Raw genomic sequence first — 19125 nt, forward strand, 5'->3', positions numbered from 1 at the left:
GACCACGCCGAGCGTACGTGATCGTCACGAGCCGCGACCAGCGACGCGCACATCTCACAATCCGGACCCGGGCCAAGTCATCCCGAGCGGCTCAGTAACCTGGTCGGGTGGCTGACATCGTGATTCCCGCTGACATCAAGCCCGCCGACGGCCGTTTCGGCTGCGGGCCCTCGAAGGTACGCACCGAGCAGCTGGCCGCCCTCGCCTCCGCCGGGGCGAGCGTCATGGGCACCTCCCACCGCCAGAAGCCGGTCAAGGAGCTGGTCGGCCGCGTGCGCTCCGGGCTGGCCGACCTGTTCTCGCTGCCCGAGGGCTACCAGGTCGTCCTGGGCAACGGCGGCACCACCGCGTTCTGGGACATCGCCTCCTTCGGGCTGATCCGCGACCGCTCGCAGCACCTGTCGTTCGGCGAGTTCTCCTCCAAGTTCGCCACCGTCGCCCGCAAGGCGCCGTGGCTGGGCGAGCCGTCGGTGATCAAGTCCGAGGTCGGCACCTACCCGACGCCGGTCGCCGAGGACGGCGTCGACGTCTACGCGCTCACCCACAACGAGACCTCGACCGGCGTCGCCATGCCGATCCGGCGCGTCGGCTCCGACGACTCGCTCGTGCTCGTGGACGCCACCTCCGGCGCGGGCGGCCTGCCCGTGTCGATCGAGGAGACCGACGTCTACTACTTCGCGCCGCAGAAGAGCTTCGCCTCCGACGGCGGCCTGTGGATCGCGCTGATGTCGCCGCGCGCGCTGGCCCGCGTCGAGGAGATCGCCGCCACCGACCGCTACGTGCCGGAGTTCTTCAGCCTGCCGGTCGCCATCGACAACTCCGCGAAGGACCAGACCTACAACACCCCGGCCGTGGCCACGCTGTTCCTGCTGGCCGACCAGCTCGACTGGATGAACGGCAACGGCGGCCTGGCCTGGACGACCGCCCGCACGGGCGACTCGGCGCAGCGCCTCTACTCCTGGGCCGAGAAGGCGTCCTTCGCGACGCCGTTCGCCGCGCCGGAGTTCCGCTCGCAGGTGGTCGGCACGATCGACTTCTCCGACGACGTGGACGCGGCGGCGGTGGCCAAGGTGCTGCGCGCCAACGGCATCGTCGACACCGAGCCGTACCGCAAGCTGGGCCGCAACCAGCTGCGCGTGGCGATGTTCCCGGCGATCGACCCGGCCGACGTCGAGGCGCTGACCGCGTGCATCGACTACGTGGTCGAGCGCGTCTGACCTGATCCGGACGGCCTGATCCGGACGGCCTGATCCGGACGGCCTGGTCCGGCGCCGGGAACCCCCGGCGCCGGGTCAGGTCAGCGCTTGAGGCGCAGCACCCAGGCCGCCACGACTCCGCCGAGCAGGCCGAACAGGTGGCCCTGCCACGAGATGCCCTGCTGGTTGGGCAGCAGCCCCCACAGGATCGAGTAGTACGCGGCGGCCACGCCGATGCCGAGGACGATGTCGAGGACCCGGCGGTCGAACAGCCCCCGGCACACGACGTACCCGAAGTAGCCGAAGACCAGCCCGCTGGCGCCCACCGTGATGATGTCCGGGCTGGTGAGCCAGGTGCCGATGCCGCCGACGAGGACGATGAGCAGGCTGGCGGCCAGGAACTTGCCGAGGCCGCGCACGGCGGCCAGGAAGCCGAGCACGAGCAGCGGCAGCGAGTTGGCCATGAGATGGCCGAAGCCGACGTGCAGGAACGGCGCGAACAGGATGCCGACCAGCCCCTCAGGCTCCAAGCCGACGATTCCGTACTGGTCGAGGCTGCCGTTCAACAGGTAGTCGACGATCTCGACGCCCCACATCACGCCGAGGATCAGCACCATCACGACGAGCGCGCTGAGCGCGCCGGTCAGCAACGTGCCCGCTCCGCGCTTGACCGACTCGTACCTCGACCCGGAATAGCCGCTCATACGCCCTCCCGCTCAGACGTCCTCTCCTTTACCGTACGCAGGGCGTGTCATGCGCGCGTGAGGAAAGAAACCCCCTCCCCGTGGAGGGGAGGGGGCGGACGGACGGGCTACTCGCCCTTCCACTGGGGGGCGCGCTTCTCGGCGAAGGCCGCCGCGCCCTCCATGGCGTCCTTGGAGCCGAACACCGGGTTGATGATCTCGCCCTGGCGGCGAAACATCTCCTCCAGCGGCCAGTCCGCCGACTCGATGATCACCTTCTTGGTCGCCGCGAGGGCCAGCGGCGCGTTGGCCGCGATCTTGCGGGCCAGCTCCAGCGCCCCCTCCAGGGCCGCGCCGGGCTCGGTGATCCGGTTGACCAGGCCCAGCTCGTACAGGCGCGAGGCCGGGTAGTGGTCGCCGGTCAGGGCGATCTCCATGGCCACGTGGTACGGGATGCGACGCGGCAGCCGCATGATGCCGCCCGCACCGGCCACCAGCCCGCGCCTGGGCTCCGGCAGGCCGAACGTCGCCTCCGAGGAGGCCACGATCACGTCGCAGGACAGCGCCAGCTCGAAGCCGCCCGCCAGCGCGTACCCCTCGACCGCCGCCACCAGCGGCTTGCGCGGCGGCGCCTCGGTGAGACCGCCGAACCCGCGCCCCTCGACCACGGGGAAGTCGCCGGCCAGGAAGCCCTTGAGGTCCATGCCGGCGCTGAAGGTGCCGCCCGCGCCGGTCAGGACGTAGGCGGACACGTCGGGGCGGCCGTCGAGGGCGTCCAGCGCCTCGGCGATGCCCCGGGCCACCGCGCCGTTGATCGCGTTGCGCGCCTTCGGGCGGTTGATCGTGAGCACGGCGACGCCGCCGGACTCCTCGACGAGGACGTCGTCAGACACGGGACCTCACTTGGGCTGGAAGCGGATGCCGCCGTCGAAGCGGATGACCTCGGCGTTCATGTAGTCGTTCTCGATGAGCGAGCGGACCAGGTGGGCGAACTCGCCGGCCTGTCCCATGCGCTTGGGGAAGACGACGGGCGCGACCAGCTTGGCCTTGAACTCGTCGGCGTTGGGGTTGAAGCCGTAGATGGGGGTGTCGATGATGCCGGGGCAGATCGTGTTGACCCGGACGCCGATGGCCGCGAGGTCGCGGGCGGCGGGGACGGTCATGCCGACGATCCCGCCCTTGGAGGCCGAGTAGGCGAGCTGGCCGGTCTGCCCCTCCAGGGCCGCGACGGACGCGGTGTTGACGACCACGCCGCGCTGGCCGTCGGCGTCCACCGGCTCCGTCCTGGCGATGGCGGCGGCGCCGATGCGCATGAGGTTGAACGTGCCGATCAGGTTGACCTCGATGACCTTCCGGTAGGAGGCCGCGCTGTGGGGGGCGCCGTCGCGGTTGACCGTGCGCTCGGCCCAGCCGATGCCCGCGCTGTTGACCACGACGCGCAGCGGCTTGCCGGTGGCGACGGCGGCCTCCACGGCGGCCTGCACCTGGTCCTCGTCCGACACGTCGGTGCGGACGAAGACGCCGCCGAGCTCGTCGGCGACGGCCTTGCCGCGCTCCTCGTTCAGGTCGGCGACGACGACGGTCGCGCCGTGCCGCGCCAGCTCACGGGCGGTGGCCTCACCGAGGCCGCTGGCGCCGCCGGAGATGATTGCTGCAGATCCGTTCACGTCCATATCGGGGACCTTAACCCGCCGACCGAATGAAGTTCTACTCGGGGTGGGTTAAATCTCACCCACGGCGCTGTCGACGTCGGAGTACACCTTGATGCGGCGGTCGAGGCCCGTCGTGCGCAGGATCCGCGCCACCGGCGCCTGGGGGGCCGCCAGCGACACCCCGCCGCCCTCCCCGGTGGCCAGCCGCCACGCCTCGATCAGCACCGACAGACCGCTGGAGTCCATGAACGACAGCTGCTGGAGATCGAGGACGAGCCGGGCGCTGTCCTGCTTGATGGCGTCGCGCACCTCGTCCCGGAGGAAGGGCGCCGTGAAAAGGTCGAGCTCACCCTCCACGGCCACCACCACGGCGTCACCGAGGGCGTGTCGCGCAAGCCGCAGCTTCATTGGGCCCCTCCTCGATGAGCCACTGTACTTCGCCTGGAGGTGCTGTGGCGCGGCTCAGGCCGGCTCGGCCGGAGCTGGAATGGCGAAGCCGTACGGGAGCTCCAACCGGTGGGCGGCGAGCAGCTCGGCGTCCGAGAGCAGCTCGCGCGTGGGCCCGTCGGCGGCGATCACCCCGTCGGAGAGGATCAGCGAGCGTTCGCACAGCTCCAGCGCGTACGGCAGGTCGTGCGTGACCATGAGGACGGTGACGTCGAGCGAGCGCAGGATCTCGGCGAGCTCCCTGCGGGCGGCCGGGTCCAGGTTGGACGACGGCTCGTCCAGCACCAGGATCTCCGGCTCCATCGCCAGCACGGTCGCCACGGCCACCCTGCGGCGCTGGCCGAAGGACAGGTGGTGCGGCGGCCGGTCGATGGCCTCCAACATGCCGACCCGGTCCAGCGCGCCCCTGACCGCGTGCTCCAGCGCCTCGCCGGTCAGCCCCATGTTGGCCGGGCCGAAGGCCACGTCGTCGCGGACGGTCGGCATGAAGAGCTGGTCGTCGGGGTCCTGGAAGACCAGGCCGACGCGGCGGCGGACGTCCTTGAGCGTGTCCTTGCGCACGGGCGTGCCGGCCACGGTGACCGTGCCGTGCCCGGGGGTCAGGATGCCGTTGAGGTGCATGACGAGCGTGGTCTTGCCCGCGCCGTTCGGGCCGAGCAGCGCCACCCGCTCGCCCCGGCCGATCGTCAGGTCCACGCCGAACAGGGCCTGCGTGCCGTCCGGGTAGGCGTAGGCCAGCCGGCTGACTTCGAGAGAGTTCACGATCACAGGGACAGTCCCAACACCGCCAGAGCCGAAACCGGCAGCAGGAGTGCGGTCCCCCACTGCGCGGCCGACGCCGAGACCTCGCCGATCATCGGCATACGGCCGGAGTAGCCGCGGCTCAGCATCGCCAGGTGCACTCTCTCACCCCGCTCGTACGAGCGGATGAACAGGGCCCCGGCCGAGCGGGCGATCACGGGGATCTGCCGGACGTCCCGGGCCTCGAAGCCGCGCGACTCGCGGGCCACCCGCATCCGCCGCATCTCGTCCAGGATCACGTCGAGGTAGCGCAGCATGAACATGGCGATCTGCACCAGCAGCGACGGCACGCGCAGCCGCTGCGCCCCCAGCAGGATCACCCGGGGCTCGGTCGTGGCCGCCAGCAGGATGGAGGCGACGACGCCCAGCGTGGCCTTGGCCAGGATGTTCCACGCCGCCCACAGCCCCGGCACGCTCAGCGAGAGGCCGAGCACCGTGGTCCGCTCCCCCAGGCCGATCACCGGGATGAGGAAGGCGAACAGCACGAACGGCAGCTCGATCGCCATCCGCCGCAGCACGTGCCCCGGCGGCACCCGGGCGGCCCAGGCGACGGCCGCCAGCAGCACCGCGTACAGGCCGAACGCCCAGAACCGCTCGCGCGGCGTGGCCACCACGACCACGGCGAAGACGAAGACGGCGAGCAGTTTGCACTGCGGCGGCAGCCGGTGGACCACCGAGCCGCCCGGCAGGTAGAGCTGGTGGTGGTGCCCCGCACCCATCCGTACTCCGCGCCTTCCCTAGATGTGGACCCGATGTCCGGCGTCTGGGTCCTGACCGCGGGCCTCGTCACCCGTGGACCGGCCGCGGGCCACGTAGGCGACGGCCCCGGCGACGAGCAGCACGATGCCGACGCCGATGACCCCGGCGACGCCCACGGGGATGCCGCCCACCTCACCGTAGTCCCCCAGCGGCGACCAGCTCATCAGGTGGTCGGTCGCCTGGTCGAGGAAGCCCTTGTTCTCGGCGACCGCCTCCAGGCCGTCCGGGCTGGAGGAGGCGAAGAACGACACCACGCCCGCCAGCAGCAGCGTCAGCCCGACCCCGCCGAGCAGGAACGGTCGCGGCCGCACTCCCGAGGGCGTCGGCCGGGCCGGCTCGACCGTCGTGGTGCCGTCGGCGCCGCGCAGCACCAGTGACGTGGCCAGCCCGCGCGCCCCGTACACCAGGTCGGGCCGGACCGCGAGGACCGCGCCGACCGTGAACGCGGTGATCAGGCCCTCGCCGATGCCGATGAGCACGTGGACGCCGCCCATCGCGGCGGCCACGGCCGTCACCTCGATCGGCGCCGTGCCGCCGATCCAGAACAGCAGCGTGAACAGCAGCGCCGCGGCGGGCACCGAGACCAGCGCGGCGAGGAACGCGGCGGCCGTCACCCCGCCCCTGCCCCGGACGAGCTGGGTGACCAGCCGGAAGACGCCCCAGCCCACTAGCACGGTGACGATGCCCATGATGGTGATGTTGACGCCCAGCGCCGTGAGTCCGCCGTCGGCGAAGAAGACGCCCTGCACGAGCAGGACCACGGCCATGCACAACACCCCTGTGTAGGGGCCGACGAGTATCGCCGCCAGCGCGCCTCCGAGCAGGTGCCCGCTGGTGCCGGCCGCGACCGGGAAGTTCAGCATCTGCACGGCGAAGACGAACGCGGCGACGAGCCCCGCCATGGGAGCGGTGCGGTCGTCCAGCTCCCGCCGGGCTCCGCGCAGGCACACCGCCACGCCGGCCGCCGCCACGGCTCCGGCGGAGACGGACACGGCGGCGTCGAAGAAGCCATCGGGTACGTGCACGGCACATCCTTCAGCTGGGGCGTCACAACATGCCCTACTTTAGGACATTCTCTTGCACCTGCACATAGGTGGCAATTACGGCAGGATCTTCCGAAGCACGGTGCGAGCGGTGAGCTTCCGGACGACGGCGCTCAACCGTCCCTTCCCCGGCGTCGCGTACGGCCGCACACTCCGGAACACGGCCCCGCCCCACAGGCGGCGCGGCGCGGCCACCGTCTCGGCGTCGATCTCCACCCGGAACCGTGCCGGCGGCCCGCCCACCACGACCTCCAGATAGGCGTCCCAGGTGCCGGGCGTCAGCCGGCCGACCGCGGGCCGGGCCGTGAACCCTCCCTCCGGCAGCGGCACCACCCGCTCGGACCGCTCGGCGCCGGTGCGCCGCTCCCGCCAGATCAGCCGGCGCAGCGCCGACTCGGCCGGGGCCGAACCGCCGACCGTGACCTCGCCGTCCATGGCCAGCCGGTTGCCCAGCGCCCACCGGGTGCGGGTGACCCGCACGCAGCCCGGCACTGCCATCAGGTGCCCGCCGACGTCCACGCTGAGGTTGCCGTTGTCCTTGGTGAAGTACGGGATGACGACGGCCTCGCCGACGAGCCGGGCGGCGGGGCGGGCGACGTCCTCGTCACGGTCGGCCCCCAGCCGGCCCGTCCGGAGCACGTTCTCCAGCTCGATGGCGATCCGCGCGTCCCAGATGCCCGAGCCCAGCTCCGACACGTCCACACGGGCCGTGAACCGGTCCCCCTCGCACGCGGCCGGCACGACCAGCTCCCGCCCCGCGTCGTGCCGCTCGCGCAGCACCAGCGACATCGTGTACGGCAGGTGGACGCCGTCGAGCCCGGCCGTGCCCGCGACCACGAGCAGGCCGTCCTCCCAGCGCAGCGTGGTCAGCCGGCGGCGGACGGCGGCGGCCTCGATGTCGGCCAGCCGCCCCAGCCGGTCGACGTCGTCGAGGGAGGCGATCCGCTGGCGGCCCATGCGGCCGAGCCGCGCGTGGACCCCCGGCGTCAGCCACTCGTCGCACAGCGCCGCGACCTCCTGCGCGATGTCCTTGCGCCGTACCTGGCCGGACTCCAGGAACGGCACGCCGAGCTGGGCCAGCACGTCGAGCTTGAAGTGCCGCAGCAGCAGGTGGTCGCGCAGCGGGCCGGGAGGGATGTGCTCCAGCATGAGCTGGACCGGCCCGCGGATCATGGCGAGCCAGCCCAGCGGATCGCGGCTGCCGGACTGCTGCATGATGCTGCTGCCGTCGGAGCGGGCGACCAGGTGGTAGCAGTCGTGCTCGGCGACCACGGAGATCACGCCGGCGTGGCAGTAGGCGTGGACGGTGAAGTAGATGTCCTCGCCCACGAGCCGGCTCTCGGCGAAGCGGATGCGGTGGCGTTCGAGCATGTCCCGGCGGAACAGCTTGAAGCACGACAGGCTGTTGTAGACCGCGCTGGCGCCCAGGTCGGCGTGCTCGGCGTCGCGGGCGAACATCGAGACCGGGGCCCGGCGGCCGTGGCCGACCATCTTGCCGAGCACGATGTCGGAGCCGTTGCGGTCGGCCATGGCGACCATGCGCTCCAGCGCCTCGGGCCCGAGGTAGTCGTCGGCGTCGCAGAAGAAGACGTAGCGGCCGGTGGCGTGGTCAAGACCGACGTTGCGCGGGCGCCCGGCCCCTCCTCCCGCGCCCTCCAGGCGCACGATCTTGATGCTGGCCCTGTGGTAGGCGGCGTAGAGGTCGAGCAGCTCCGCGCTGCCGTCGGTCGAGCCGTCGTCGACGACGACGATCTCCTTGCGCACCCGCTGAACCAGGACCGAGGTCAGGCACCGGTCCAGGTACGGCCGGCAGTCGCGGGCCGGGATGACGATGCTGACGTCCACCGTCTCCCCGTCCTTCGCCGATGTCGTGATAGCCACAGCCGCGCCCCTCGCCGCTACAGTCCGCCTTCACCTCGTTTCAGTATGTGACGAAGGCCGGTGGGCGCGTGGGGCGATCGGCGACTTCGCCGCACGCTTTTTTCCCGTCCCCTCTCGACTCCGACAATTCTTCGCCTATTTCAGAAAAGCCCAGCTAATAGTGCCAAGCGGTCACTATTTGTCAGTACCGAATTACTTTCAGGAGCGGGTTTCTCCACCGTGGGTAGAGAACTTTCCCACTGGTAGGAGTGCCGTACCCCAGGGCCTTCCACGGTGATCCGCCGCACCCTTTCACGCGTCTACGCTTAGGCAATCTCGACCGGGGAGGTGGCGGGAGTGGCATCTGATCTCCGCAGACACGGGGAAACCGGCTCGGCGGTGCGCGCCGCGGAGCTGATCGTCTCCTCGGCGCGCCTGAGGGAGCTCTCCGAGTGCTCGGCACTGCTCCGCCGCACACGGCTGCGGGCCGAAGAGATCATGGAGGAGACGCGCGTCCTTCTCACGGAGGCCGAGCTGCGGGGCGACCTCGACCGGATCGTCGCGCTCACCGCCCAGCTCGACGAGGCGCGCCAGGCCTACTGCAAGGTCGTCAACGCGTACGTGACGATCTGCCGCAGGATCAGCGAGGAACGTCAGGAGATCATCCGGACCCGCATGGATGTTGTCAGGCATCGCCTGACGGATTAGTGTCAGGGCATGCCTGACTGGAAAGAGAATCTCCACTGTTCGTTCTGCCACAAGAAGAGCGCGGACGTCGGGAAGCTCATCGCGGGCCCCGGCGTCCACATCTGCGACCAGTGCGTCGGCCTCTGCTCCGAGATCCTGGAGCAGGAGCGGCTCGCCGCCTCCACCGAGCCGCGCCTGCCCATGTGGGAGACCATGACCGAGGAGCAGATCCTCGACCATCTCCCCAAGATCGCCGCGGTGCAGGTCCAGGTCGACGACAACCTGCACGACTGGGTACGGCACCTGCGCACCCGCGACGTGAGCTGGGAGCGCATCGGGGCCTCGCTGGGCATGACCCGGCAGTCCGCGTGGGAGCGGTTCCGGGAGTGACGCCTTCCGGGTCCCCCTGGGCGGGATTTCGCTGGGACCGATATCCGCGGAGCGGTAAACCGGTGTGACCGGTGGGGCGTCTTCCTGCCAAGGGAGGCCCGCCATGAGCGTCCTTGACGGCCTCGCGACGCCGGACCTTGAGGAGCTCCGACTGGAGCTGCTCCTGATCGCGGCGTTGCACGACGAGGCGGAGCGACTGGCCGCCCTCCGCGCGGAGGCGGAGCGGACCGTCGCTGAATGAAACGGGCTCCAGCTCCCCGGCCGCACCCGGGGAGCTGGAGTTGGGGCCCATGAATGCGCGGTCCGCGGCTGACGCCCCGTCAGGGTGCGGGGCACCGGCCGTCGAGCACGGTCAGGACCGCGTCGATGAACAGCTGGTTCCCGGGCTCGTCGGCGTGCTGCACGCCCGGCAGCTCCGCCGTGCAGGCCACTCCGTCGATGGTGTCGGCGCGCGTCTCGTCGAGCGAGCTGGCCAGCACGGTGTAGCGGACCGCACCGGGCGTGGGGTCGCCGCTGTTGAGCTGCCTCATGAACGTGCTCGTGGGGCACATCTGCCCGCCCTGCGCCGTCGGGAGCAGGCAGGCGGGCCAGTAGCCGCGCTGACCGGTGCCCATGGAGACGTAGCCGAGGGTCTTGGCCGCGCCGCCCAGGGACTTCAGGTAGTGGCGGGCCGACAGGCCGCCCATGCTGTGGCCCACCAGGCTGACCTTGTCGGCCCCGTGCGTCTGCCGTACCTGCTCGACGAGGGCGGCGATGGCGCTGGCGTTCGCGACGTTCTCCTCACCGGGCAGGTCGATCGCGTACGTGGGATGCCCGGCCTGCTCCAGGGCCGTCTTCATGGGCGCGAAGGCGTCGGGCGTGCCGTTCCATCCGTGGACGAGGATGACCGGCTCCGGGACGGACCGGGTCATGGCCGTCGCCGACCCCATGCCCGTACCCAGGCCCGTTCCCAGGCCTGTGCTCAGCGCCGCCGCGAGGGCGACGACCCCCGTTCGTAACAGTAGTCCCGCCATGCGCCGGCCCCTTCGACTTACTTAGTGCTCGGTAAGCGAATGCGCTAGGTTTAACACCGTGAGCCCCGCCGATCAACCCCTCCGCGACTCCCCGTCCGCGCCGACGCGCCGCGAGCGGGCCCGGCAGCGGCGCGAGGAGATCATCGTGATCGCCGCCGAGCTGTTCGCCGAGCGCGGCTACCGGGGCACCTCCCTGGCCGAGGTCGCCGCCCGCGCCGGCATCACGGAGCCCGGACTGCTACACCACTTCGGCAACAAGGCCGGGCTGCTGCTGGCGGTGATCGAGCGCCGCGACCTCGACGGCGAGGCGTTCGCTTTGGAGCTGCTCGGCATGGAGCCGGCCGCGCGGCTACGGGCGCTGCCGGAGTTCGCCCGGCGCAACAAGGACCGGGCGGGGCTCGCCAAGCTGTTCACGGTGCTGGTGGCGGAGAGCCTGGAGCCGGACGCGCCCGGGCACGAGCACTTCGTGACCCGCTATCGCGCGATGCGCGCCATCGTCGCCGGCACCATCCGCTCGGCCCAGGAGGCGGGACTGACGCGCGCCGGCCTCGACCCGGAGGCCAAGGCCGCCGAGATCATCGCCACGCTCGACGGGCTGCAGACGCAGTGGCTGCTGGACCCGGAGGCCGTGGACATCGTCACCGCCGTCGAGTCGTACGCCCGCACCCTCGAACGCGACCTCACCGGGAGCTGACCCCGGCCGCGGGAGTCGCGGCCGCTCTGGAGCCCGTACGACGGGAGACGGCGACCCCCGCCAGGCAGAGCGCCCCGCCGGCCAGGGTGATGATCCCGGGCACCTCCCCCAGCGCCACCCACGACATCAGCACGACCAGCATCGGCACCACGTAGGTGGTCGCCCCCATCTTCCCGGCCGTCGTCCGCGCCAGGGCGAACGCCCAGGTGGTGAACGCCAGCGCGGTCGGGAACACGCCCAGGTACACCATGTTGAGCGTCGCGGACAGCGGAGCCCGGGCCGCCTCGCTCACGAGCACACCCGCGAAGGGAAGGCAGGCGACGGCGCCCACGAGGCACCCGTAGAAGGTGACCTGCAACGCGCCGGCGTGCTTCAAGGCCGGCTTCTGCGCCACGACGCCCCCGGCGTACGACACGGCGGCCAGCAGGCACAGCACCACCCCGAGCACCGAGGCGTGCCCGGACCCCGACACCGAGACCCCCACGACGATCGCCCCCGCGAACGACACCCCCATCCCGGCCAGCAGCCGCCGCGGCAGCCCCTCGCCCAGCAGCCACCCGCTCAGCAACGCCATGAGGATCGGCCCGACGTTGATCACCATGGCCGCCGTGCCCGCGTCGACCTCCCGCTCACCCCAGTTCAGGGCCACCATGTACGCGCCGAACCACAGCACGCCGGAGCAGAGGATGCCCGGCCACGCGGCCCGCGCCGGCCATCCCACCCGCCGTACCAGGCAGATGGCGCCCAGCACCAGAACCCCGGCGAGCAGCCGCCCGAGGGCCAGCGCTCCCGGGGAGTAGGCGGCGCCGGCGCTGCGAATGGACACGAAGGCGGAGGCCCACAGCACGACGGTGACACCGGCCGCCGCGATCGCTGCCCACGGGGACTCGGAGGAGGTTCTCATGGGCCCCACGTTAGGGCCGGAATCCTTCGCTCTTGACCGAAATGTCCCGTAAGGCATCCCGACTCGGAGCGGCGAACCTACCGGGATGGGATACGAGGTCCCGCCGGCCGGAACCCGGGTTCTGCTGCGAAGATGGCGTGATGGCGGCAGGCGATCAGCCGTCGGCAGCCGACAGGGAGGCCTGTGTCCACAGATGAGACGCAAGTGTGGGATCCGTTCGGCACGCTCGGCCGGGTGCTGTGGATCGGCGGAGGACAGTGGGCCGGCAAGTCCACCGTGGCCCGGCTGCTGGCTCAGCGATACGGACTGACCGCCTATCACTACGACTACCACGACGCCCGTGGCCACAACGATCGCCGGATCACTCGCCGTGTCCGGCTCGGCCAGTCCCCTGACGACCCGGACCCCGAGGCCACCTGGGTGGACACCACCCCGCAGGAGATGGCCGCCGAAACGCTGGCAGGCTTCCCCGTCCGGTTCGCATGGGCACTGGACGACCTGCGCGCTCTGGTCTCCGGACGCCCCATCATCGCCGAAGGCTGGGGGCTGCGCCCCGAGCTGGTCGTACCCGTCACCGGCTCGCCCCGGCAGATGGTCGTCATGGTGCCCACCGAGGAATTCCGCGACCGGCAACTACGCACCCTCGCCCGGGCCGCCACCCTCGGACACGACCTCAGCGATCCCGCACGGGCCCAGCGCAACCGGCTCGAACGAGACCGCCTCATCGCCGACGATGCCGTCCGGACCGCCCGGCGCCTGGGCATCAGCGTGATCGAGGTCGATGGGACCCGCGACGCCGCCGCTGTCGCCGACATCGTCGCCGACCGCTTCCGTCCCTATCTCCCACCACCAGAAGATCGTGAGACGTCGGTCGTCAGGTGAACGCCGTCACGCCTTTCCGTTGGCGGCGCACCAGCCGGTCCACGTGGTGGCGCCCTTGCCCAGCTGCTTGTTGTAGAAGGAGGTCCAGGAGTTCTCGCTCGGGCCGGGAGCGGTGGGCGCGGCCTTGTAGAGCGGGTGAGCGGCGTCGATCTCCGCGCGCAGCCACGGCTCGATGTCGAGGTAGGAGCCCAGCGACCAGCTGCGGGCGTGGTAGGTGAGCTGCCCGCGGACGTCGGTCTCCGGCAGGCACATGAACGGCGCCCACGGGCTCGTCCTCGACCAGCTGATCTTGGTCTTCATCGCGCCCTTGGGAACGGTGCCGACGACCGTGCGGGCCGCGACCTCGCGTTCGTCTACGTAGAAGTCGAACATCTCCTGAGCCGCGTAGACACCGTTCACCAGGCCGAACGGCTCGCCCAGCGTGGTCTTGAGGTCCGTGCGGACCGGGATGTCGCTCGTCCACTCGGTCTCGTCGTGCATCTGCCGCAGGGGCGGGCCGGCGTAGGAGGGGGTGACGTTGAACGGCCCGAAGTTCACGGCGTCGTTGTTGATGGGGACGACCGGGTAGGTCTTGAGGTCGATCGGGTTCTTCCACTCCCGCACGATCTTCGTGGGGTCGGCGGGGTCCGTGTAGAAGACGATCTCGCGCGAGAGCTGGTAGAGCTGCGTGGTGCCGGGCACCCGGTACAGCCGCCGGATGTTGTAACCCTCGATGTTGAACAGTTTCTGGCCATGGCGCAGCCGCGGGTCGTAGGCGTTGCCCTCGATGTTGGCGTAGACGGATCCCGAGATCCGGAACACCATGTCATGCCCGTCCGGCCGCCCATTGGTCTGCAACGACAGCATCCCGCTCTTGTTCGTGACCGTTCGGTAAACCGGCCCCGGAGATGTGGGATCGTCCGTCACGTCGTCGGCCGCCGCGCCGGGAACGGCGGCGGCCATCAGCAGCGCGGCCAGGGCTGCGGACAAGGTCAAACCACGGCGCTTGAACACGAGTGCTCCCGCAATGCTCAGGGGGTGACAGAGATCAGCCTGATCATTTCAGCCGACGAGCCGCACCGCATCACCCCCGTTCGTGATCATTCCGAGCCTCCCGGCACCAGGGGATCTGCGAGAATTCCGCGACAGAGCACGCAGTACGGGAGGCCGGGTGTCGAACAGGGTGCTGACCCACGCATTCCACGTGGACGTCGCCCCGGAGAAGGTGTTCGACCACCTCACGACTCCGGAGAGCTACATCGGCCTGTCCCCTCTCGTGGTCGCCGTCAGCGAGGTGGACCGCTCCGAGCCTGGCGTGATCCGGTACACAGCGGTCGAGCGCTTCCGCTTCCTGCGGATCTTCACGTACGACAACCCGATCAGGGTGGCACTCCACACCGACGGCCTGTCCGTCCACGGCGAGGTGCGCAGCCCGGGACGCATTCGCATGGCCTACCGCTTCGACCTTGAGCCGGACGGCACCGGCACCCGGGTGAGCGACCGGCTCGACCTGACGGCTCCGTGGCTCCTGGCCGGGTTCGCCGCGGGGCAGGCGCGCAAGGTCCAGCTCGCTCGCGCCCGAATACTGGCGGAACGGTTGTCTCACCGCCGCTGAGGGCGCCGCTCGCGCCCCATGTACGCTGGTCGGCAGGCGGGTGGCGCCGAGATCGAGGGCGTCGCCCGGCTCACGTCCGCAACGCCGTGAGATCGCGTACGGCACGGCGCCGCGCAGCTGGACGCCGTCGCCCTTCTCCCTCCAGACCGGAAAGACCGGACAGGCCGAAGAGGCCGGAGCCCGGCCCCGCCGAAGGAGAGCCGATGAAGACCATCGACGACGACATGCGCCTGATCGTGGACAGCGCGCGGCTGTCCTTCGTGGCCACCGTGTGCCCCGACGGCTCGCCCAATCTCTCGCCCAAGGGCTCGATGCGCGTGTACGACGACGAGCACATCGCGTTCATGGACATCGCGTCCCCGAGCACGGTCGCCAACCTCGAACGCGATCCACGCATCGAGATCAACTCGATCGACTTCTTCCGCAGGCGGGGCTACCGGTTCAAGGGCACCGCGGAGTTCCACGACCCGGGCGACCCCGTGTACGAGTGGCTGCACCTCTGGCTGCTCAACCTGAACGGTCCCGGCTACCCCGCCCATCGCGCGATCCTGGTGCACGTGGAGAGCGCGCTGCCGATCCTGTCTCCGGCCTACACCTTCGGCGGCGCCGGCGAGGACGATCTCAGACAGGCGTGGGCGCGGACGTACCTCGCCGATCTCGAAGAGGAACGATGAGCGACCGGGGGACCATGACCGCGGCGTACATCACGCGGCCCGGTCCCGCGGACGAGATCCGGATCGGCCGGCTCCCCGTGCCCGAGCCCGGCCCGTCGGAGGTCCTGGTGAAGGCGCTGGCCCTCGCCGTCGACCACGTCGACACCTTCGTCCGCTCCGGCGCCTACCTGACCCGCCTGCCGTACCCGTTCGTCATCGGGCGTGACCTGGTAGGCAGCGTGGTCACGGCGGCGCCGGGGTTCGCCCCCGGCGACCTGGTGTGGTGCAACAGCCTGGGGCACGACGGCCGCCAGGGGTCCTTCGCCGAGTACGCCGCCGTACCCGCCGACCGGCTCTACCACCTGCCCGGCGGCGTCGATCCGGAGACCGCGGTCGCCTCCCTGCACACCGCGGCCACCGCGTACCTCGGCCTGTTCGAGCAGGCCGGCCTGCGGATCGGGGAGACGATCGTCGTGGGCGGCGCGGGCGGCGGGGTGGGCACGGCCACCGTCCAGCTCGCCGCCGCGGCGGGGGCGAGGGTCATCGCGACCGCGCGCGGGGACGACTTCGACTGGTGCCGGCGGTGCGGCGCCGACGAGGTCGTCGACTACCACGACCCGGACATGTACGCGGAGATCGCCAAGCTCGCTCCCGACGGAGTCGACGTGCTCTGGGACAACTCCGGCCGGCACCACCTGGAGCAGACCGTCCCCCTGCTCGCCACCGGCGGCCGGATGATCATCATGGCGGGTCTCGGCGCCGCCCCCGTGCTCCCCGTCGGGCAGCTCTACACGCGCAACGCCAGCCTCCGCGGCTTCGCGATCAGCAACGCCACCGTGGCCGAGCTCGCGTCGGCGGCCACAGCGATCAACCACCTGCTGGCCCGCGGCACCCTGGTCTCCCGCATCGGGACGCGGCTGCCGCTCACCGAGGCCGCCCGGTCCCACCTCCTCCAGGAGGGCGCCGATCCGCACCGCCCGCGCGGGCGCATCGTCGTCCTGCCGTGAGCCGTGGGGACGCTTCGTCGCCGGCCGTCAGCGCCTGTTGAGTCCCCGCAGCACCGGCAGCCCCGTACCGGAGTCGAGCACGAGGCGGTCGCCCAGCGGTCTCGCGAGTGTGACGGTGCTCTTGGCCGACCCGAGCACGGCCGGGCATACCTTGCCGGCGCCGGTGTTCTCCTTGTCCACGTCGACCACCACCAGCTGGTCGGTCTCGTAGGCGCGTACCCCGTGAACGGTGTCGCAGGTGCCGTAGCCGTACCGGAGAAGCAGCTCGTGCGGTTTGCCGGCGACGAGGTCGAACGCATCCACCTCTTCGCTGCTCCCCTGCACCCGCTCGGGGCGGGCGGTGACGGCCGAGGGGTCGACCGCCACGTGAGTCTTCTTCTGCTCGACTCCCTCGACGGTGAACAGCCAGGCGGGCACCTGGATCGTGCCGCGGCTGGTCTCCAGCGGGACCTCGCCGAGTTTCGCGCCGGTCACCCTGAGCGGGCGGCATCCCTTGGCCGGGCACTCCTCCTCGATGAGGCCAGCCGGCTTGCTGAACTCCGCGTACGCCCTCGCCGCCGTGATCAGCGGCACCTGCGTGACCTCGCCGTCCGGCCATCGCACGTCGGCACGGGCCGGGGAGCCGGCAGGCAGCTTGGCGGCCAGCCGCCAGGCACCGTTGTGCGAGCTTCTGTTCACCCATGCCGGGATGTCGCCCACGCGGGCCCATCCATACGGGTTCAGCACTTCCAGCGCGACGAACCCTTCGCGCCAGGCTCGATCCTCGGCCGACCCCTGCCAGCGCTCCGCCACCTCCCGGGCGCGCCTCTCGAACTCGTCAGACTCGTGGGACCCTCCGTCCTGCTGCAACCCTCCGCAGGAGGACATGAGCAGCACCAGGGACAGACACGCGATCATCCTTCGCACCGTGAAGTCCTTTCAACGAGCGAGCGCATGGCCGGCCGCGTCCGCCATCGGGGCGCGGCGGCTGGTCCGGTGAGTTTTGCAGCGCATGACCGTCACCGCCCAGAGATGGCCCTCCACCTCCGGCACAACCCTGTCTTGCCTCCATGAGGGCCATGGTCATTGCACGCATGTAGCCCGGCGACCGGCCTCACGCCTCATCTTCCTTCGACGGACTTGTGGATCCTTCCGACGATCAGCGCGCAGATCATGGCCGTGAGCATGAAGCCGGCCACGACGGAGACCGCCCAAGGGATGTAGAGCGCGAGGCTCTCATTGGGCAGCCACGACTCGTACGTCGGCTGAAAGAAGAAGACCGCCAGTATGGCAAAGGGCGCTACCAGCCCGACGGCTGGCCAACCCGGAAGCCGGGCCAGCAGCGCGGCCAGCAGACTGAGCGGGAAGGGCGCCAGCAGCAGCACCGACACCAGATAGACCTCGCCATCCGAGTCGTAGGTCGGCCAGTAACGGAAGAGGAACAGCCAGGAGACCGCCACTGCGGAGCCCCCCAAGGCCGACCTGAACAAGATGCGCACACGGGCATTCTCGCGGATCAAAGGCGAACAGGTCGAAGTTCGGAAACCGCCCTGCTGATCTGGCCGCCCAGTCTTCAAAGCCGCACCGATCGTCCTTCCTATGGCGATAGCTGTCGCCGGCTGTCACATCCGGCTCGCGGCCGGCCGATGACGTGAAGAAGCTCCCCGGTGGACGGGTTGATCGTCACAACCTGCACCGTCAAGACCAGAAGCCTTCTATCGGACCGCCGACGATCAGTCGTGTCAGATCTTGGACAACATCGCCGAAGTGATCCCTGTCCATTTTCAGGGACCATACTATACCGTATGGTACGGTAATGGCACGTCGCTAGCAATTAATCGTCCGAGGAGAGAGATGTCAGCATTGCCTGATCCGGCATGGCCGCCTGTCGCCCTGGCGATCATCCAGGCCGGTGACGCCGTCATGTGCATCAAGCCCGTTCCGTTCATCGCCCGGTGCTTCGAAGACGTGAACTGGCCGCGGCGTTACTGGTGGATCATGCCACCGCTGAAGTTCGCCGCCGCGGCAGGCCTGATCCTGGGCAGCTGGCTGCCGTATCTCGGCGCCGTGACCTGTGCGGCGCTCGTCCTCTACTTCATGGTCGCCATCGCGATGCACATCGCGGCTCGCGACTTCGGCCGCAACCTCTTCCTCAACGCCTCCGTCATGCTGCTGATCTGCGTCGCGGTCGGCGTCTACAGCTTCATCGCATGAAGCCCGCATGCTCCCCGGCGAGCGAGGGCCGCCCCATACCCGATGGTATGTTTGCGGGATGAGCACGGCACGGGACCGATGGCTGGACGAAGGCTTGAAGGTTCTCGCAGAAGAAGGCGCAGCAGGGATTCGAATCGACCGGATCGCCGCCCGACTCAATCTGTCGAAAGGGTCGTTCCACCATCACTTCGATGGCGCCGAGGGATACAAGAAAGCGCTTCTGGCGCATTTCGAGCGCCTATCGATCGAAATGCTCGAGAATGCAATTGCCGATATCGGCGAGTCGGCCGGTGCCCGTGCGATCCTCGCCCGACTGACGAAACTCATCCGTCCTGCCAGCACAGGACTCTACCGTCCAGAGCTCGATATCGCGTTGCGGGCGTGGGCGACATGGGACGCGGATGTGCGTGCCGTGCAGACTCGCCTTGACGAAGCCAGATTGGCCGCACTCCAGCGGGTGTGGCGATCAGCCGTCGCCAGTGACGAGGAGGCGCGGACCGCGGCCCTGTTGCCCTACCTGCTCGCGGTTGGAGCGACTGTCGTCTTTCCCCCTGTCGACGCTGACCAGCTTCGCGGCCTCTATGAGATCCTCCTGCCACTCGTACCGGACAGCTCCGGCCAGGGACGGGACGGCACCCCCGTAACGTAGCCGCCCGGCAGCCTCGAC

At 70.2% G+C, this 19125-nt stretch carries 23 protein-coding genes and 1 pseudogene; 11 read left to right on the forward strand and 13 right to left on the reverse strand.

Annotated features, from left to right (window positions below):
- Nucleotides 1-107: 107 nt before the first annotated feature.
- Nucleotides 108-1217: a phosphoserine transaminase gene (gene serC / locus AB0H64_RS06750; protein ID WP_357620895.1), complete on the forward strand. Its 1110-nt coding sequence runs from the start codon at nt 108-110 to the stop codon at nt 1215-1217.
- 80 nt (nt 1218-1297) lie between these two features.
- On the opposite strand, the gene AB0H64_RS06755 is transcribed toward serC, so the two are convergent.
- The 8 genes from AB0H64_RS06755 to AB0H64_RS06790 form a co-directional block, all read right to left on the reverse strand.
- Nucleotides 1298-1900 carry a rhomboid family intramembrane serine protease gene (locus AB0H64_RS06755; protein ID WP_357620897.1) on the reverse strand — a complete coding sequence of 201 codons (603 nt, stop codon included), beginning with the start codon at nt 1898-1900 and terminating at the stop codon, nt 1298-1300.
- Between the two features lie 107 nt (nt 1901-2007).
- Nucleotides 2008-2772, reverse strand: a complete 765-nt coding sequence (locus AB0H64_RS06760) for a crotonase/enoyl-CoA hydratase family protein (RefSeq protein WP_355435315.1) — start codon at nt 2770-2772, stop codon at nt 2008-2010.
- 6 nt (nt 2773-2778) lie between these two features.
- Nucleotides 2779-3552 carry an SDR family NAD(P)-dependent oxidoreductase gene (locus AB0H64_RS06765; RefSeq protein ID WP_357620900.1) on the reverse strand — a complete coding sequence of 258 codons (774 nt, stop codon included), beginning with the start codon at nt 3550-3552 and terminating at the stop codon, nt 2779-2781.
- 48 nt (nt 3553-3600) lie between these two features.
- Nucleotides 3601-3939 carry an STAS domain-containing protein gene (locus AB0H64_RS06770; protein WP_101785558.1) on the reverse strand — a complete coding sequence of 113 codons (339 nt, stop codon included), beginning with the start codon at nt 3937-3939 and terminating at the stop codon, nt 3601-3603.
- 54 nt (nt 3940-3993) lie between these two features.
- Nucleotides 3994-4743: an ABC transporter ATP-binding protein gene (locus tag AB0H64_RS06775; RefSeq protein WP_357622129.1), complete on the reverse strand. Its 750-nt coding sequence runs from the start codon at nt 4741-4743 to the stop codon at nt 3994-3996.
- Nucleotides 4743-5498: a cobalt ECF transporter T component CbiQ gene (cbiQ, locus tag AB0H64_RS06780; RefSeq protein ID WP_357620902.1), complete on the reverse strand. Its 756-nt coding sequence runs from the start codon at nt 5496-5498 to the stop codon at nt 4743-4745. The genes AB0H64_RS06775 and cbiQ overlap by 1 nt, the downstream gene beginning before the upstream one ends.
- An 18-nt stretch (nt 5499-5516) precedes the next feature.
- Entirely contained in the window at nt 5517-6563 is a 1047-nt protein-coding gene (locus tag AB0H64_RS06785; RefSeq protein WP_357620904.1) for an energy-coupling factor ABC transporter permease, read from the reverse strand.
- 75 nt (nt 6564-6638) lie between these two features.
- Nucleotides 6639-8462, reverse strand: coding sequence for a glycosyltransferase family A protein (locus AB0H64_RS06790; protein WP_357620906.1), 1824 nt, complete (start codon nt 8460-8462; stop codon nt 6639-6641).
- Between the two features lie 336 nt (nt 8463-8798).
- On the opposite strand from AB0H64_RS06790, the gene AB0H64_RS06795 reads away from it, so the two are divergent.
- The 3 genes and pseudogenes from AB0H64_RS06795 (at nt 8799) to AB0H64_RS06805 (ending at nt 9759) form a co-directional block, all read left to right on the forward strand.
- Complete coding sequence (locus AB0H64_RS06795; RefSeq protein WP_357620908.1) at nt 8799-9149, forward strand: hypothetical protein; 351 nt, start codon at nt 8799-8801, stop codon at nt 9147-9149.
- A gap of 9 nt (nt 9150-9158) precedes the next feature.
- Nucleotides 9159-9287: pseudogene (locus AB0H64_RS06800) on the forward strand (ClpX C4-type zinc finger protein); the annotation flags it as partial.
- 334 nt (nt 9288-9621) lie between these two features.
- The gene (locus AB0H64_RS06805) at nt 9622-9759 is read left to right on the forward strand and encodes a hypothetical protein (protein ID WP_357620910.1); all 138 of its coding nucleotides are present in this window, start codon (nt 9622-9624) and stop codon (nt 9757-9759) included.
- Between the two features lie 79 nt (nt 9760-9838).
- Here the strand turns inward: AB0H64_RS06805 and AB0H64_RS06810 are convergent, their stop codons facing one another.
- Nucleotides 9839-10531: an alpha/beta fold hydrolase gene (locus AB0H64_RS06810; RefSeq protein ID WP_357620912.1), complete on the reverse strand. Its 693-nt coding sequence runs from the start codon at nt 10529-10531 to the stop codon at nt 9839-9841.
- Nucleotides 10532-10589: 58 nt separating this feature from the next.
- Between AB0H64_RS06810 and AB0H64_RS06815 the strand changes: the two genes are divergently transcribed.
- Nucleotides 10590-11225 (forward strand): TetR/AcrR family transcriptional regulator, encoded by a 636-nt coding sequence (locus AB0H64_RS06815; protein WP_357620914.1) that lies wholly within the window; start codon nt 10590-10592, stop codon nt 11223-11225.
- Here AB0H64_RS06815 and AB0H64_RS06820 read toward each other — a convergent pair.
- On the reverse strand, nt 11212-12129 hold the full coding sequence (locus tag AB0H64_RS06820) for a DMT family transporter (RefSeq protein ID WP_357620916.1): 918 nt from the start codon (nt 12127-12129) through the stop codon (nt 11212-11214). The two genes, AB0H64_RS06815 and AB0H64_RS06820, sit on opposite strands and share 14 nt — an antisense overlap.
- A 204-nt stretch (nt 12130-12333) precedes the next feature.
- On the opposite strand from AB0H64_RS06820, the gene AB0H64_RS06825 reads away from it, so the two are divergent.
- Entirely contained in the window at nt 12334-13011 is a 678-nt protein-coding gene (locus AB0H64_RS06825; protein WP_357620918.1) for a hypothetical protein, read from the forward strand.
- Nucleotides 13012-13017: 6 nt separating this feature from the next.
- Here AB0H64_RS06825 and AB0H64_RS06830 read toward each other — a convergent pair whose 3' ends face one another.
- Complete coding sequence (locus AB0H64_RS06830; RefSeq protein WP_357620920.1) at nt 13018-13980, reverse strand: DUF1838 family protein; 963 nt, start codon at nt 13978-13980, stop codon at nt 13018-13020.
- A gap of 181 nt (nt 13981-14161) precedes the next feature.
- On the opposite strand from AB0H64_RS06830, the gene AB0H64_RS06835 reads away from it, so the two are divergent.
- The 3 genes from AB0H64_RS06835 (at nt 14162) to AB0H64_RS06845 (ending at nt 16265) form a co-directional block, all read left to right on the forward strand.
- Nucleotides 14162-14605, forward strand: coding sequence for an SRPBCC family protein (locus AB0H64_RS06835; RefSeq protein WP_357620923.1), 444 nt, complete (start codon nt 14162-14164; stop codon nt 14603-14605).
- Nucleotides 14606-14808: 203 nt separating this feature from the next.
- On the forward strand, nt 14809-15279 hold the full coding sequence (locus AB0H64_RS06840; RefSeq protein WP_357620924.1) for a pyridoxamine 5'-phosphate oxidase family protein: 471 nt from the start codon (nt 14809-14811) through the stop codon (nt 15277-15279).
- Complete coding sequence (locus AB0H64_RS06845) at nt 15276-16265, forward strand: NADPH:quinone reductase (RefSeq protein WP_357620926.1); 990 nt, start codon at nt 15276-15278, stop codon at nt 16263-16265. Before AB0H64_RS06840 ends, AB0H64_RS06845 begins: the two co-directional genes overlap by 4 nt.
- Nucleotides 16266-16292: 27 nt before the next feature.
- Here AB0H64_RS06845 and AB0H64_RS06850 read toward each other — a convergent pair whose 3' ends face one another.
- On the reverse strand, nt 16293-17162 hold the full coding sequence (locus tag AB0H64_RS06850) for a hypothetical protein (protein WP_357620928.1): 870 nt from the start codon (nt 17160-17162) through the stop codon (nt 16293-16295).
- A 203-nt stretch (nt 17163-17365) separates the two neighbouring features.
- On the reverse strand, nt 17366-17743 hold the full coding sequence (locus tag AB0H64_RS06855) for a hypothetical protein (RefSeq protein ID WP_357620930.1): 378 nt from the start codon (nt 17741-17743) through the stop codon (nt 17366-17368).
- A 250-nt stretch (nt 17744-17993) separates the two neighbouring features.
- Here AB0H64_RS06855 and AB0H64_RS06860 point away from each other — a divergent pair, with 250 nt between their 5' ends.
- Nucleotides 17994-18458 carry a DoxX family protein gene (locus tag AB0H64_RS06860; RefSeq protein ID WP_357620932.1) on the forward strand — a complete coding sequence of 155 codons (465 nt, stop codon included), beginning with the start codon at nt 17994-17996 and terminating at the stop codon, nt 18456-18458.
- Between the two features lie 58 nt (nt 18459-18516).
- On the forward strand, nt 18517-19107 hold the full coding sequence (locus AB0H64_RS06865) for a TetR/AcrR family transcriptional regulator (protein WP_357620934.1): 591 nt from the start codon (nt 18517-18519) through the stop codon (nt 19105-19107).
- Nucleotides 19108-19125 lie beyond the last annotated feature (18 nt).

It is taken from the genome of Nonomuraea sp. NPDC050733, from assembly GCF_040654215.1.
In the GTDB taxonomy this organism is placed as follows: Bacteria; Actinomycetota; Actinomycetes; order Streptosporangiales; family Streptosporangiaceae; genus Nonomuraea.

Bases quoted from the DNA above. Each gene is read 5' to 3' on its own strand.
- AB0H64_RS06755 (WP_357620897.1), bottom strand. From the start codon at position 1,900: ATGAGCGGCTATTCCGGGTCGAGGTACGAGTCGGTCAAGCGCGGAGCG.
- AB0H64_RS06765 (WP_357620900.1), bottom strand. From the start codon at position 3,552: ATGGACGTGAACGGATCTGCAGCAATCATCTCCGGCGGCGCCAGCGGC.
- AB0H64_RS06770 (WP_101785558.1), bottom strand. From the start codon at position 3,939: ATGAAGCTGCGGCTTGCGCGACACGCCCTCGGTGACGCCGTGGTGGTG.
- cbiQ (WP_357620902.1), bottom strand. From the start codon at position 5,498: ATGGGTGCGGGGCACCACCACCAGCTCTACCTGCCGGGCGGCTCGGTG.
- AB0H64_RS06805 (WP_357620910.1), top strand. From the start codon at position 9,622: ATGAGCGTCCTTGACGGCCTCGCGACGCCGGACCTTGAGGAGCTCCGA.
- AB0H64_RS06810 (WP_357620912.1), bottom strand. From the start codon at position 10,531: ATGGCGGGACTACTGTTACGAACGGGGGTCGTCGCCCTCGCGGCGGCG.
- AB0H64_RS06820 (WP_357620916.1), bottom strand. From the start codon at position 12,129: ATGAGAACCTCCTCCGAGTCCCCGTGGGCAGCGATCGCGGCGGCCGGT.
- AB0H64_RS06840 (WP_357620924.1), top strand. From the start codon at position 14,809: ATGAAGACCATCGACGACGACATGCGCCTGATCGTGGACAGCGCGCGG.
- AB0H64_RS06845 (WP_357620926.1), top strand. From the start codon at position 15,276: ATGAGCGACCGGGGGACCATGACCGCGGCGTACATCACGCGGCCCGGT.
- AB0H64_RS06850 (WP_357620928.1), bottom strand. From the start codon at position 17,162: ATGATCGCGTGTCTGTCCCTGGTGCTGCTCATGTCCTCCTGCGGAGGG.
- AB0H64_RS06865 (WP_357620934.1), top strand. From the start codon at position 18,517: ATGAGCACGGCACGGGACCGATGGCTGGACGAAGGCTTGAAGGTTCTC.